The following is a 12,890-nucleotide window of genomic DNA, read 5'->3' on the forward strand; positions in this document are numbered from 1 at the left end:
GCTGGAGGTGTATGCCCAACATCTGCAGCGCCTGACGCAGCAGCCTGATTCGGTGCATTGAACCAATACAAGTGTTGCGCTTGGACTTGAAACCGCCCTTGTTATATAAGCACGAGCAGCTATCAAATCAGTAGCGTTTACCGAATCAATCAAGCGGAGGGTTTTCGCCGGAAGGCTCCTGCCGCTGGCAGCGCATGGCGGCCCCTGCCCTGCGGGCGCGCCCCGGGCCGCGCGGTGGCGGTCGGTCAGCCTGCCGCTTGCCAGCGTGCGTGGCCAGCGGCCCGCAGCTCGCACGCGGGGCACTGCCCACAGCCGTAGCCCCAGGCATGGCGGTGCGTGCGGTCGCCGTGGTAGCAGGTGTGCGTGTCTTCCACCATCAGCTCCACCAGCGCCGGGCCGCCGAGCTCCAGCGCCATCTGCCAGGTGGCGGCCTTGTCCAGCCACATCAGCGGGGTCTCGACCGTGAACCGCTGGCCCATGCCGAGCGACAGCGCCACCTGCAGGGCCTTGAGTGTGTCGTCGCGGCAGTCGGGGTAGCCGGAAAAGTCGGTCTCGCACATGCCGCCCACCAGGGTGTGCAGGCCGCGGCGGTAGCCAATGGCGGCCGCGAGCTGGAAGAACAGCAGGTTGCGCCCGGGCACGAAGGTGTTGGGCAGCCCTTCGGCCGTCATGCGGATGGCGGCATCCCGGGTCAGCGCGGTGTCGCTGATGTGGCCGAGCACGGCCAGGTCGAGCACGTGGTCGTCGCCCAGCCGCGGCGCCCACTGGGGAAAGCGCTCGCGCAGCGAGGCCAGCACGACCTGCCGCTGCGCCAGCTCGACCCGGTGACGCTGGCCGTAGTCAAAGCCGACGGTTTCGACCCGCGCGAAATGCGTGAGCGCCCAGGCCAGACAGGTGGCCGAATCCTGGCCACCGGAAAACAGAACGAGGGCGTGGCCGCTGCGCATGGAAAGCTCCTGGCTGGGCCGGGGCGATGGGCTGCCCCGGCGCTGGACGAAAAAAAGCCCCGCGGTGCGGGGCGTGGCGTGATCGGCGGGACGCCGCTCAGGCCATGGAGATGGCGATGAAGGCCAGCAGGAACATCATGACGCCGCCCACCACGGGCAGCACCACGGGCATCTTTTCCACGATGCGCTCGACGGGATCGTCGGAGTGGGCAGAGGCGTGCGTGTGGTTGTGATCGGACATGGTGGGATCTTCCTTGAGGGCAGACAAACTGCCGTGATTCTAGCGGGCCGCCCGCACCGGTGGCCAAGCCCCTGCGCTGCACGGCCCTTTGGCGCGGCCATCACACCGCCAGAGCGCGTTGCTCACAGGCGTTCGGCCTGCATACCCGCCGTGCGCAGGCGCTCCAGCACGTCCTGGATGTGCGCTGCGCCGCGCGTTTGCAGCACCAGCTCAATATCGACGTTCTGCGCGGCCAGCATCGTGAAGGCGCGTTGGTGGTGCACCTCCTCGATGTTGGCCCCGGCGTCGGCAACGGTGGCCGTGATGCGGGCCAGCACGCCGGGCACGTCGCGTGCGCTCACCTTGATGCGCACGAGCCGGCCCGAGCGCACCATGCCGCGCTCGATGATGGCCGCCAGCAGCAGCGGATCGACGTTGCCGCCGCACAGCACCAGACCCACCCGCTTGCCAGCAAAGCGCTGCGGATGCCGCAGCAGCGCGGCCAGGCCGGCAGCGCCTGCGCCCTCGACCAGGGTTTTTTCAATCTCCAGCAGCATCAGCATGGCCTGCTCGATATCGCCTTCGTCCACGAGCAGCAGATCGTCCACCAGCCGCGCCACCACCTCGCGCGTGATCTGGCCCGGCGTTCCCACGGCAATGCCCTCGGCAATCGTCGAGGTGCCCTGCGGATGCTGCGTGCCCTTGATGGCGTTGACCATGGCCGGAAAGCGCGTGGTCTGCACGCCCACCACCTCGATGCCCGGGCGCAGCGCCTTGGCCGCAGTGGCCACGCCGGCAATCAGGCCGCCGCCGCCCACGGCAATCACCAGCACGTCGAGGTCGGGCACGGCCTGCAGCATCTCCAGCCCGAGCGTGCCCTGGCCGGCGGCCACCGCCGCGTCGTCGTACGGGTGCACAAAGGTCAGGCCCTGCTGATCGGCCAGCGCATAGGCGTGGGCGCGGGCTTCTTCCAGCGTGTCGCCGTGCAGCACCACCTCGGCTCCGAAGCCGCGCGTGCGCTCCACCTTCACCGCCGGGGTGAAGCGGGGCATCACGATCACCGCCCGCAGCCCCAGGCGCTGCGCGTGGTAGGCCACGCCCTGCGCATGGTTGCCCGCGCTCATGGCCACCACACCGCGCGCGCGCTCTTCGGGTGTGAGCAGGGTCAGGCGGTTGCAGGCGCCGCGTTCCTTGAACGAGGCCGTGAACTGCAGGTTCTCGAACTTGAGAAACACTTGCGCGCCCACGATTTCCGACAGCGTGCGCGATTCGACGCAGGGCGTGTCGAGCACCTGGCCGTGCAGGCGGGCGGCGGCGTGCTGGATGTCTTGCAGGGTGAGCATGGTGTGTCGATCCTTTGGTTCAGCGCTGCAGGCGCAGCGCGGCTTCGGCCAGGCGCTGCTGCAGCTGACCCAGGTCGGCCGGGCTGGCCGGCTCTTCCTTGATCACGATGCCCGTGCCCACGCCCGAGGGGGTGGTCAGGCGGCGTACCGACAGCAACTGGTCATCAGCCACGCCCACCGATTGCATATAGCCCTCGCCTTCGTTGACGCTGTACACAAAGAAATATGCGCGCTGCACCTGGCCCGAACCGTTGAGCTTGACGCACAGCACCCCACCCGCGAGTTCGCCGCTGGTCTGGTGCTCGCAGCCAAAGCGGCCGTCGCTGGTGGCCAGAATGCCGTTGCCGCCGCTGGTGCTGCCGGCCGATGTCGTGAGCTGCACCGCCTCGGCGGTCAGGCCCATGCTGCCCAGGCTGTTGAAGGACCACACGCCGCGCAGGCTCGACTGAGCAAACGGGTACGCAAAGTTCACCCGGTGCATGGCACGCTCCGGCTCGCCCGGGAAGGTCACAAAGCCCGCAATGCCACTGGTGAAGCGCATGCGCACGGTGCCCGGATTGCCGGCCAGCACGCCGGAGCGCGGCGCGCTCCCAAAAAAACGACCGCCTTCGTAGCGCGTGAGGGGCGCCGCCACCTGGTTGTTGCTCAGCGTGCCGACGGCCAGGTAGAAGGTGGGTTGTCCGGAGCTTTCGTACGCGTACATCTGCATGACGAAGGTGTCGTTCTGCACGTCGATGGCCATGCCACGGCCCGGCTTGCCGTCCAGCTCGGCGCTCACGATCCAGGTGCCGGCCTGTGGGGCAAAGGCCTGTGCCGACAGGGCCCAGAGGGTGGCAGCGGTGACAAGAAGACGGGACAGCAGCGACACGGAAACTCCTGATCGGTTGGCAAAACGCCGACCTTACCGGCTTTGGGTGCGCCGGTAAACCCGAATCCGTCAAGCCCTGCGCGGCGTGCGCGCCCGCTCAGGCCTGCGTGCACACCCGCAGCACCTCGGCCCCGTACGCTTCGAGCTTCTTCGCCCCCATGCCGCTGATGCCCTGCAGGTCGTCCAGCGACGCAGGATTGCGCTCGGCAATCGCGGCCAGTGTTGCGTCGTGGAAGATCACGTACGCGGGCAGGTTGTGCTCGCGCGCCACCTCGGCGCGCCAGGCCTTGAGGTTGATGAAACGCACCTGCGCATCGGGCCCCAGGTTGGCCGCGGCCACCGGGGTGGTGCTGGTGCGGCGCGTGCGCCGCGCACTGGGCGATGCGCTGGCTTCGCGCAGGTGCACGGGCACTGCGCCGCGCAGCACGCCGCGCGAGCCTTCGGTCAGGCACAGCGTGTCGAAGCTGTGGCCCTGCTCGGTCACCACCGTGTGCAGGCCCAGGGCGCCCGTGGCCAGCAACTGGCGCAGCACGCCGCGCAACTGCGCTTCGGAATACTGCGCGCCCAGCCCGAAGGTGGAAAGCCGCTCGTGGCCGAACTGGCGGACCTTGTCGGTCTCTTTGCCGCGCACGATGTCGAGGATGTGGCCCGCGCCATACGTGAGGCCACTGGCTTCGTGCGCGCGGAAGATGGTGGACAGCAGCTTGCGCGCGGCATCGGTGCCGTCCCACACGGCCGGCGGGTTCAGGCAGTTGTCGCAGTTGCCGCAGGCCATGCGCGGCACACCGTCGCCCTCGGGGCCGGCGCCGTACACCTCGCCAAAGTAGGCCAGCAGCCGCACGCGGCGGCAGTCGGTGGCCTCGGCCAGCGCCAGCAGGGCGTCGAGCTTGCCGCGCAGCCCCTGCTTGAAGGCGTCGGGTGCGGGGCTTTCGTCGATCATGCGGCGCTGCTGCACCACGTCTTGCAGGCCATAGGCCATCCAGGCGTCGGCGGCCAGGCCGTCGCGGCCCGCGCGGCCGGTTTCCTGGTAGTAGCCCTCGATGTTCTTGGGCATGTCCACATGGGCCACAAAGCGCACGTCGGGCTTGTCGATGCCCATGCCAAACGCGATGGTGGCCACCATCACGATGCCGTCTTCGCGCAAAAAGCGGTCCTGGTGGAGCTGGCGCGTTTCGGCCGGCAGGCCCGCGTGGTAGGGCAGGGCGGTGAGGCCCGCGTCGCACAGCGCGGCGGCGGTTTCTTCCACCCGGCGGCGCGACTGGCAGTACACCACGCCCGCCTCGCCCGCGTGCTCGCGCTCAATGAAGCGCAGCAGCTGTACCAGCGGCTCTTTCTTCTCGACGATGGTGTAGCGGATGTTGGGCCGGTCAAAGCTGCTGACGAAGCGGCGCGCATCCTGCAGTTGCAGCCGCTCCACGATGTCGCTTTGCGTGAGTTCATCGGCCGTGGCCGTGAGCGCGATGCGCGGCACGCCGGCAAAGCGTTCGTGCAGCACGCTGAGCGCGCGGTATTCGGGGCGGAAGTCGTGGCCCCACTGGCTCACGCAGTGCGCCTCGTCGATGGCGAACAGCGACAGCATGCCCTGCGCGTACAGGTTGTCCAGCAGGCCCAGAAAGCGCGGCGTGGTCAGGCGCTCGGGCGCGGCGTACAGCAGCGTGATCTGGCCGGTCTGCAGCCGCCACTCCACGTCCTGCGCGGCATCGAAGTCGAGCGTCGAATTGAGGAAGGCCGCGTCCACACCGGCCTCGTGCAACGCGCCCACCTGGTCGTGCATGAGCGCAATCAGCGGCGACACCACGATGGTCACCCCACGGCCCCGCTGCTGGCGCACGATGGCTGGCACCTGATAGCACAGGCTCTTGCCGCCGCCCGTGGGCATCAGCACCACGGCGTCACCGCCATCGCTGACGTGCGTGACGATGTCCGCCTGCGCACCGCGGAAGGCCGTGTAACCGAAGACTTCGTGCAGTACGGCGGAGCAGGCACCCAAGGTGTCGCCCTCGGCAGAAACTTCGATCACGTTCATGGGCGGTATTGTCCATGAGCGCTGACGCGCGCCAGCGTGCGCACCGCCGCGTCGATGGATTCGGGCGGTAGTGCGGCAAAGCCCAGGCGCCAGCCGTCGACGGCTGGCGCGGCGTGGTACAGCTCCCCCAGGCTGGGCGTGGCAATGCCCAGCGCCGCGGCCTGCCGGGTACAGGCCTGCTCGCACCCGTCGGGCAGACGCACGGCCATCTGCAGGCCGCCACGGTGGTCCATGGGGCTGGCCCAGGGCAGATGGCTGTGCAGCGCCTGCAGCAGCGCGTCACGTCGGCTGCGGTAGAGCTGTCGCATCAGCCGCAGGTGGGCCGCAAAGTGTCCCTGGTCCATGAAGTCTGCGGCCACCGCCTGCATGGGCTGCGAAGGATGTCCGTCGCAGATGGTGCGTGCGGTCACCAGCGGGGCGACGAGTGCTTCGGGCAGCACCATGTAGGCCAGCCGCACCGACGGAAACAGCGATTTCGAGAAGGTGCCGATGTAGATCACCTGGCCATGGTCGTCCAGCCCCTGCAGCGCCGGTGTGGACTGGTGGTCGTACAGGAACTCGCTGTCGTAGTCGTCCTCGATCAGCCATGCTCGGCTGGCCCGTGCGTGCGCAATGAAGCTCAGCCTGCGCGGCAGCGACATGGCCCGACCGGTCGGAAACTGGTGCGACGGGGTGAGGTAAATCAGCCGCGCGGGCGGGCGGGTCGCGTCCAGCGTGGCTCCGTGCTCGTCCAACGGTATGTCCACCATCCGGGCACCGTAGGCGCAGAAGGCGGTGCGGGCGCCTGCGTAGCCGGGGTCCTCCATCCAGACGGTGTCTCCATCGTCGAGCAGCGCGGCCGACAGCAGCTGCAGCGCCTGCTGCGAACTCGTGAGTACCAGCACCTGCCCCGCATGACAACGCACCCCGCGCGACTGGCCCAGGTAGCGTGCGATCGCCTCGCGCAGTGCGGGCAGGCCCTGGGGGTCGCCATAAAACATCAGCGCCTCGGCGTTCTGCCGCAGCCGCCGCTGCAGCAGCTGCCGCCACAGCGCGGTGGGAAACGCCTGCAGATCGGGACTTCCCGCCACAAATGCGCGGGGGTGTTCGGGCTCGCGGCAGCCCCCGGTGTCCACCATGCGCCGCCCGCGTGCCGACAAGAGCGGCGGCGCATCCGCAGGCGGCGCTGCGCGCACAGGGCGGCCGCTGGGGCGGGGTCCGGTGGCGCGCATGTCAATCGCCACAAAGCTGCCCTGGCCCACCTGGCGGCGCAGGTAGCCCTCGGCTTCCAGCTGCGCATAGGCGGCCTCAACGGTGACCCTGGAAAGCCCCAGGTCTTGCGCAAGGTGGCGGCTGGAGGGCAACTGCTCGCCCAGCGTGGCCTGCCCGCTGCGCATGGCCTCGCGCAGGGCGGCGCACAGCCGTGCCCGTCGCCCGCCAGCGGCCTGGGTGTCCATCAGCGACAGCAGCAGGCGCGGCTTGATCGTGGTCATGGCGTATGGGTCTTATTGATGGTTTGAAATTGGTCTTATTTATAAGGCCAATTGAGCCCACACTGCAGACAGCGGCTGTACCCCCGCATGACTTTGAGGAGCCACCATGACCCATCCTGCCCCCGCCTCCAGTGTTCTGGCCTTTCCTGCCGCCACCCCTGCGCAATCGTGCGACTACATGGCGGCCAAGCTCAGCTTCCATGCCGACGCCTGGGATGTGGCGGAAGACCTGCGCAACGGCATTGACGCCATCGTGGTCATCGACACCCGCTCGCCCGCGCACTACGAACAGGGCCACGTACCCGGTGCCCTGAGCTTTCCCCACCGCACCATGGACGCGCAGACCACGGCGCATCTGGACCGCAGCAAGGTCTATGTCACCTACTGCGATGGCATTGGCTGCAATGGCTCCACCAAGGGCGCCTACAAACTGGCGCGCCTGGGCTTCACGGTCAAGGAAATGCTGGGTGGTCTTGATTTCTGGATCCGCGACGGCCAGCCTGTGGCCACAGGCCCTGAGCCTGGCCGCATGCCGGCTGCACGCCCCGCCATCGAGTGCGCATGCTGACCACTGGCACCTGCCTGCCGCGGCCTGCGGGTGGTGCGGTACGCCCCGCGTGGCCGGGCGATGCTGCGGCGCTGGCCCGCCTGTGCGCCGCCCATGCGGCCTACGAGCGCCTGGCGCATTGCACCGACGGCCATGCAGCGCGCCTGGCCGAGGCGCTGCAAAGCGGGCGGTTGCACGCGTGGTTGGCACTGCGTGACGCGCAGATCGTGGGTTACGCCAGCGCCACGGTGGACTACGCCACCCTGGCGGCACGGCCGTTTCTGCACCTCGACTGCCTGTACCTGGACCCTGCGGCACGGGGCCATGGGCTGGGCCAGGCGCTGCTCTGCGCTGTGGTCGACCACGCCCGCACGCTGGGCTTCGCACAGCTGCAGTGGCAAACCCCGGTGTGGAACGAGGGCGCGATCCGGTTCTACGACCGGCTGGGTGCCACGAGGCTGACCAAGCAGCGCTACACCCTGGCATGCGGGCAAAGCCCTTGCCCGCCCGGCGCCTGACCGGGTTTCTACAATCGGGGCATGAAATCGCTTGCCTACACGCGCGCTGCGCAACTGCCCGACATCCTCGCCCGCCGCATCGCCATCCTCGACGGTGCCATGGGCACGATGATCCAGCGCTTCAAGCTCAGCGAAGCCCAGTACCGCGGCGAGGGCTACAGCGGCCCCGATGGCGCGGGCGACCGCTTCAAGGACTTTGCGCGCGATGTGAAGGGCAACAACGAACTGCTGAGCCTCACGCGCCCCGACGTGATCCGCGACATCCACGAGGCCTACCTCGCGGCCGGGGCCGACCTGGTCGAGACCAACACCTTCGGCGCCACCACCATCGCGCAGGAGGACTACCACATGGCCGATCTGGCCCGCGAGATGAACCTGCGCTCGGCCGAGCTCGCGCGCGCCGCCTGCGACAAGTACAGCACGCCCGACAAGCCGCGCTTTGTGGCGGGCGCGCTCGGCCCCACGCCCAAAACGGCCAGCATCAGCCCCGATGTGAACGACCCGGGCGCGCGCAACGTCGATTTCGAGCAGCTCCGCGCCGCCTACTACGAGCAGACCGCCGCGCTGGTCGAAGGCGGGGCCGATGTGCTGCTGGTGGAAACCATCTTCGACACGCTCAACGCCAAGGCCGCGCTGTTCGCCATCGACGAATACTTTGAGGCCAGCGGCGAGCGCCTGCCGCTCATCATCAGCGGCACCGTCACCGACGCCTCGGGCCGCATCCTGTCGGGCCAGACCGTCACCGCCTTCTGGCACAGCGTGCGCCATGCGCGGCCGCTGGCCATCGGCCTGAACTGCGCACTGGGTGCGGCGCTCATGCGCCCCTACATCCAGGAGCTGAACCGCGTGGCCGAAGACACCTTCATCAGCTGCTACCCCAACGCCGGCCTGCCCAATCCCATGAGCGACACCGGCTTCGACGAAACCCCCGAAGTCACCAGCCGCCTGCTGCACGAGTTTGCGGCCGAGGGCCTGGTCAACATCGTGGGCGGCTGCTGCGGCACCACGCCCGACCACATCGCCGCCATCGGCCAGGCCGTGGCCCCGCTGCGCACGCGCGCCCTGTTCTACCGCGAGGCGGCCTGAGCCCCGTCGCCTGAGGCTGCGCAGCCCTCACCCGGCGCCCTGGCGGCGGCCTGGGCAGGGTGTGCAGTGCTGCTGTGTCGGTGGTGCTGTGCATGTGCCACGCCGTGCGATCGCCCGGCAGCCCAGCAGAGTCAAGCACGAGCCGCTCTGAATTTGATAGCGTTTGGTGGCTTGCAGCAAGGCGTGCCGCCCGGCAGTGGAGGGCCGCCGGGCATCCCCCGGGTCTGGCGAGCGGCGATGCTGGCGATGGCATTCCGGGTGAGCCTCCAATCGGCCTGTGGCCCAGCAAAATCAAGCACAGGCAGCTATTGATTCAATAGCAGAACGGGGCCATTCGGCAAGGCTTGCGGCGAGTGGCTGGCGCAGCGCGCACTGCGCCGCCACAATGGGCAGCATCTGCCGCCCGACACACCATGGCCGCCCCGATCGACCCCCCGCGCACTGCAGCCGCGCCCCTGGCGCTGGCCCTGGCCGAAGCCGCGCTCCAGCGCCAGGCTGCGCTGCTGGGCAAGGGCGGCACCGCCGACGCATTGGGCGGTCTGCGTCCCGGGCCTGAGGGCGCGCTGCCCCCACCCGCCCCAACATCGCCTGCCGCAGTCCCTGTGCCTTCGCCGCCCGTCCCGGGGGCCGGGGCCGCCGCCGGGCGGCCCCCGGCGGCACCCAGCCCGTCGGCCCAGGTGTCGTGGTCGGGCCGCGCGCCGCAGGGGCTGCCCGGGGCGGCGGCACCCGCAGGGGTGCAGCCTGCGGTGCTGCCGCGTCCTGGCCTGGCCAGTGCACCCGGGCCTGCGGGGGTGGCCGCGCCCGCTGCGCCCGGGGCGTTGCCTCCCGCATGGCCTGCAGCGGGCGTGCCGCGTCCCATGGCCGCCTTGCTGCAGGCCGTACTGCCCGCTCTGTGGCCCAGCCCCGCCCAGGCCCAAGGCGCAACCCCTGGCCCGCGCCTGCTGGCCGCGCAGGCCTGGCCGTCTTTGCCCGCGGCGGCTGCGTTGCAGGACGAGGGGGCGGGTCTGCCGATGCTCGTACCCTGGCGCAGCGCGCCCGCTGTGCTGCACACGCCCGACGGCCCCCGCCAAGGCGTGCTCACCCTGCTGCTGCCAGGCCCGACCCCGGCGGCACTGCTCGGCAGCAGTCCGGCTGCGGTGCAGGCGGCCTTTGCCGGGGCCGGTGCCAGCCTGCAGGCGGGCGCGTACGCGCTGCTGCTGGCCGATGCACAGGGCCAGCGCAGCAGCGGCCTGCTGGTGCTGGAACTCGCGCCCTGGGTGCCGCCCCTGGTGTACGGCCGCGACACCCTGCAGCCGCGCACCGACGCCTGGGCGCAGATGGCCGCCGCCCAGGCCAGCGGCCACCGGCCCGATGCCGATGTGCTGGACGCGCCCCATACCCTGTGCGACCGCGCAGGCTGCCCCTACGAGGGCCGCGCGCCCTGTGCCCAGCCGTTCTGCCTGGACGTGCGGCCGGTGGCCCCCGCCGCGGCCCTGACGGCGGCCGGTGATGAACCGGGCCAGCGGCCCACCGCGCCAGGGTTGGAGCCGCCGGCCACGTCGCCCGCCGTCCCCTCAGACTGACACCCAGGCCCGGGCCCACAAAAAAGCCACCGCGCCGGGGCGGCATGCGGCCTGGTCAAGCGCCCCTCACCGATGCATGTGCTGTTTGCGCACGCCAGTCTCGGCATAGGGGGCGAAGCGAACCGGTGAGAGCCCGGGATGGTGTGTCCATCCCTTGCGAAACTAGCGATACCTGCCGCCGGTTCGGCACGAGTTACACCGTAGCGGAGGCGAATCAGGCGTAAGCACGCATCACCGTGCGATCCGTTCAGCGCAGCAGTATTGCCATGGGTGCGTTTCGCAGATATTTGTTTTTGAATGATGGTGAAAAATGCTTGGTAGGCTTTTGGGCACAAACAATATGATGGCCATCTAAGCGTCTTGGATATCGTTCATCCAATCTGCGTTGGTTTCAAATGATTTGTGGCAAGTTGAAACAATATGAAGCAAATAGATTCATTTTCAGAATACGGTCGCCCGATCGGACGTCGGGCGCTGGGGTTGTGGGCCCTGGGTGTTGGTTTGAGCGCCTGTTCGGGCGGTGGAGACAATCCTGCGTCCCTTCCGGTCGTCACGCTGGAGCCCCAGGACGCTGTGGTGACCGAGGGGGAGACGGCGCGTTTCACGGTAACTGCCCAGAACGAGACCCAGTTGCGTTATCAGTGGCTTCGCAATGGAACTGTCATCGAGGGTGCTACTAGCAGTTCTTTGGTGGTGTCCAACGCATTGCGATCTGACCATGGAGCACGGTTCAGTGTGGTCTTGACCAACGCAGTTGGTGCTGTCCATTCGCGCTCTGCCGTACTCCGCGTGCATGCCGCGGGTCAGGTGGTTGCATCGGATTGGTCAGAGTCCCTCACGGCCTACGCGTCGCCCGAGTCGACCAGCCCTGCAGAGTTCGGGTACATCGCGATCGGTACTGGGGCTTGGGTGTACGCGGCCGCATTCGAAGCGGGAGACTATGTACTCAGGCGCAGCCGCGCTGACGGCAGCGTGACAGAGACATTCCGACTGCCCCGGGTGCCAAACACCTATACCCAGATCGCCGTATGGGAAGACCCGGCGACCCGTGAGATCCTGGTGGCCCGGTGTCTGATCGCAAGCGTGGCCCTCAACATCAATACGTATCAGGCCGTGGGCGGCGGGATTTATCGCCTGGAGCCTGTCTCCGGTCAGTTTATCCCCTTGTTTGAATCTGACAGGATCACTCCGAGTGGTTTGGCACGCGATACTTCGGGCAATCTTTATACCGTCGACCTAAAGACAGGTGACGTTCTGAAAATCACTGCAGGCAGTCTTCAGATCACGACGCTTTATCAGGTGAGCGGACAGCAGCCGTTGACTGCGGGGGGGGTGCCCTACGATTTTGTATTGCGTTCGAAAGGTCTCGTTGCGGTGACTGCCGATGGAACGGTATACGCAACCTTGGTCACTTCCAGTCCGCGCGTTGCAGCTGCGTACCAGCTGTATGGTGAGCAATGGGTCCGGGTGCGCAATGGCAAGGCTGAGATGATTTCGGTGCGCACTCCTGCCCAGACCAACGGAATCACCTGGGGAATGGGGGCACGTGGCAACAGTGTGTTCTTTCTCTACAAGTCGGCGCAAAGCACGTTGGTACGCAAGGTGGATGCCGAGGGCAACGTGCTGACCGTGGCCGGGACGTGGGGCTCGCAGGAGAAGACACAGTTCGGATCTCCGGGTGTTTTGGGTCGAACGTCGAAGTGGATCGGCATTGGGTCGGACGGGCAGCTTTACCTGGAAGGCTGGGATGCGGCCGGACCGAGATTTTTTGGTGTGTTGTTGCCAGCGGACCCCTCGCCTTTCTGAGAGGGCTTCGATGCTTTCGCCCTGTACCGTCAAGTTCTCAGCACCAGACGGCTGTGCGTCCGACGGGGGCGTCGACCAGCGCCTAGCGGGCTCTTGGGTTGACAGCCACCAATCGGGTGCGTCGAAGCCGCAACGCGGCCAGGATCAAGAGGGAGGGGATGCGCTCCTCATGGCAATCACGATTCGCAGCGCATCGCCCCGCGCCCTTTCGATGGACTAGCAGACCATCACCCGTCGATCTTCAGGCGCCCGATGGTCCGTTCGATATGCCGGATCTGCCTGCGCATGGCTTCGATCCCACTGCCTAGGGAGGCCCTGTTCACGATGATCAATGCCGGCGGTATCTCCATGCCGACGCAGATGTCCCATGACGCCCTGGTTGAAATGCCTTGCGCAGCCTGCGCCAGTCAGTTCACCGAACGGGTCAGTGCGCAGCTGTGTGGTTTGTGGCAATGATCGCCCCTCGCTGCGTTGCCACTAAGCGCTCACCAGAAC

The 12,890-nt window shown here is 68.0% G+C and carries 11 protein-coding genes; 5 read left to right on the top strand and 6 right to left on the bottom strand.

Annotated elements, in window-relative coordinates; genetic code table 11:
- Positions 1–245: 245 nt before the first annotated feature.
- The 6 genes from queC to pdxR all read right to left on the bottom strand — a co-directional run bounded on the left by queC (position 246) and on the right by pdxR (position 6,876).
- On the bottom strand, positions 246–947 hold the full coding sequence (gene queC, locus ABD866_RS09410; RefSeq protein WP_345063764.1) for a 7-cyano-7-deazaguanine synthase QueC: 702 nt from the start codon (positions 945–947) through the stop codon (positions 246–248).
- A gap of 97 nt (positions 948–1,044) precedes the next feature.
- Positions 1,045–1,188, bottom strand: coding sequence for a hypothetical protein (locus tag ABD866_RS09415; RefSeq protein ID WP_345063766.1), 144 nt, complete (start codon positions 1,186–1,188; stop codon positions 1,045–1,047).
- A gap of 122 nt (positions 1,189–1,310) precedes the next feature.
- Positions 1,311–2,510 (bottom strand): threonine ammonia-lyase, encoded by a 1,200-nt coding sequence (locus ABD866_RS09420; RefSeq protein WP_345063769.1) that lies wholly within the window; start codon positions 2,508–2,510, stop codon positions 1,311–1,313.
- 19 nt (positions 2,511–2,529) lie between these two features.
- Positions 2,530–3,378, bottom strand: coding sequence for a hypothetical protein (locus ABD866_RS09425; RefSeq protein WP_345063772.1), 849 nt, complete (start codon positions 3,376–3,378; stop codon positions 2,530–2,532).
- Positions 3,379–3,475: 97 nt separating this feature from the next.
- On the bottom strand, positions 3,476–5,404 hold the full coding sequence (gene recQ, locus ABD866_RS09430; RefSeq protein WP_345063775.1) for a DNA helicase RecQ: 1,929 nt from the start codon (positions 5,402–5,404) through the stop codon (positions 3,476–3,478).
- Positions 5,401–6,876 (bottom strand): MocR-like pyridoxine biosynthesis transcription factor PdxR, encoded by a 1,476-nt coding sequence (gene pdxR / locus ABD866_RS09435; RefSeq protein ID WP_345063778.1) that lies wholly within the window; start codon positions 6,874–6,876, stop codon positions 5,401–5,403. Before pdxR ends, recQ begins: the two co-directional genes overlap by 4 nt.
- A 106-nt stretch (positions 6,877–6,982) precedes the next feature.
- Between pdxR and ABD866_RS09440 the strand changes: the two genes are divergently transcribed.
- The 5 genes from ABD866_RS09440 (at position 6,983) to ABD866_RS09460 (ending at position 12,395) form a co-directional block, all read left to right on the top strand.
- Positions 6,983–7,444 (top strand): rhodanese-like domain-containing protein, encoded by a 462-nt coding sequence (locus tag ABD866_RS09440; protein ID WP_345063780.1) that lies wholly within the window; start codon positions 6,983–6,985, stop codon positions 7,442–7,444.
- On the top strand, positions 7,438–7,941 hold the full coding sequence (locus tag ABD866_RS09445) for a GNAT family N-acetyltransferase (protein ID WP_345063782.1): 504 nt from the start codon (positions 7,438–7,440) through the stop codon (positions 7,939–7,941). The genes ABD866_RS09440 and ABD866_RS09445 overlap by 7 nt, the downstream gene beginning before the upstream one ends.
- 21 nt (positions 7,942–7,962) lie before the next feature.
- Positions 7,963–9,027: a homocysteine S-methyltransferase family protein gene (locus tag ABD866_RS09450; protein WP_345063785.1), complete on the top strand. Its 1,065-nt coding sequence runs from the start codon at positions 7,963–7,965 to the stop codon at positions 9,025–9,027.
- A gap of 413 nt (positions 9,028–9,440) precedes the next feature.
- Complete coding sequence (locus ABD866_RS09455; RefSeq protein WP_345063788.1) at positions 9,441–10,589, top strand: hypothetical protein; 1,149 nt, start codon at positions 9,441–9,443, stop codon at positions 10,587–10,589.
- Between the two features lie 420 nt (positions 10,590–11,009).
- On the top strand, positions 11,010–12,395 hold the full coding sequence (locus tag ABD866_RS09460) for an immunoglobulin domain-containing protein (protein ID WP_345063792.1): 1,386 nt from the start codon (positions 11,010–11,012) through the stop codon (positions 12,393–12,395).
- Positions 12,396–12,890 lie beyond the last annotated feature (495 nt).

This window comes from Acidovorax lacteus (genome assembly GCF_039540375.1).
Lineage (GTDB): Bacteria > Pseudomonadota > Gammaproteobacteria > Burkholderiales > Burkholderiaceae_C > Acidovorax_G > Acidovorax_G lacteus.

What these genes read in the sequence shown, in the direction of transcription:
- ABD866_RS09440 (WP_345063780.1), top strand. Translation starts at nt 6,983, where the DNA reads ATGACCCATCCTGCCCCCGCCTCCAGTGTTCTGGCCTTTCCTGCCGCC.
- recQ (WP_345063775.1), bottom strand. Translation starts at nt 5,404, where the DNA reads ATGAACGTGATCGAAGTTTCTGCCGAGGGCGACACCTTGGGTGCCTGC.
- ABD866_RS09415 (WP_345063766.1), bottom strand. Translation starts at nt 1,188, where the DNA reads ATGTCCGATCACAACCACACGCACGCCTCTGCCCACTCCGACGATCCC.
- pdxR (WP_345063778.1), bottom strand. Translation starts at nt 6,876, where the DNA reads ATGACCACGATCAAGCCGCGCCTGCTGCTGTCGCTGATGGACACCCAG.
- ABD866_RS09450 (WP_345063785.1), top strand. Translation starts at nt 7,963, where the DNA reads ATGAAATCGCTTGCCTACACGCGCGCTGCGCAACTGCCCGACATCCTC.
- ABD866_RS09460 (WP_345063792.1), top strand. Translation starts at nt 11,010, where the DNA reads ATGAAGCAAATAGATTCATTTTCAGAATACGGTCGCCCGATCGGACGT.
- ABD866_RS09420 (WP_345063769.1), bottom strand. Translation starts at nt 2,510, where the DNA reads ATGCTCACCCTGCAAGACATCCAGCACGCCGCCGCCCGCCTGCACGGC.
- ABD866_RS09455 (WP_345063788.1), top strand. Translation starts at nt 9,441, where the DNA reads ATGGCCGCCCCGATCGACCCCCCGCGCACTGCAGCCGCGCCCCTGGCG.
- queC (WP_345063764.1), bottom strand. Translation starts at nt 947, where the DNA reads ATGCGCAGCGGCCACGCCCTCGTTCTGTTTTCCGGTGGCCAGGATTCG.
- ABD866_RS09445 (WP_345063782.1), top strand. Translation starts at nt 7,438, where the DNA reads ATGCTGACCACTGGCACCTGCCTGCCGCGGCCTGCGGGTGGTGCGGTA.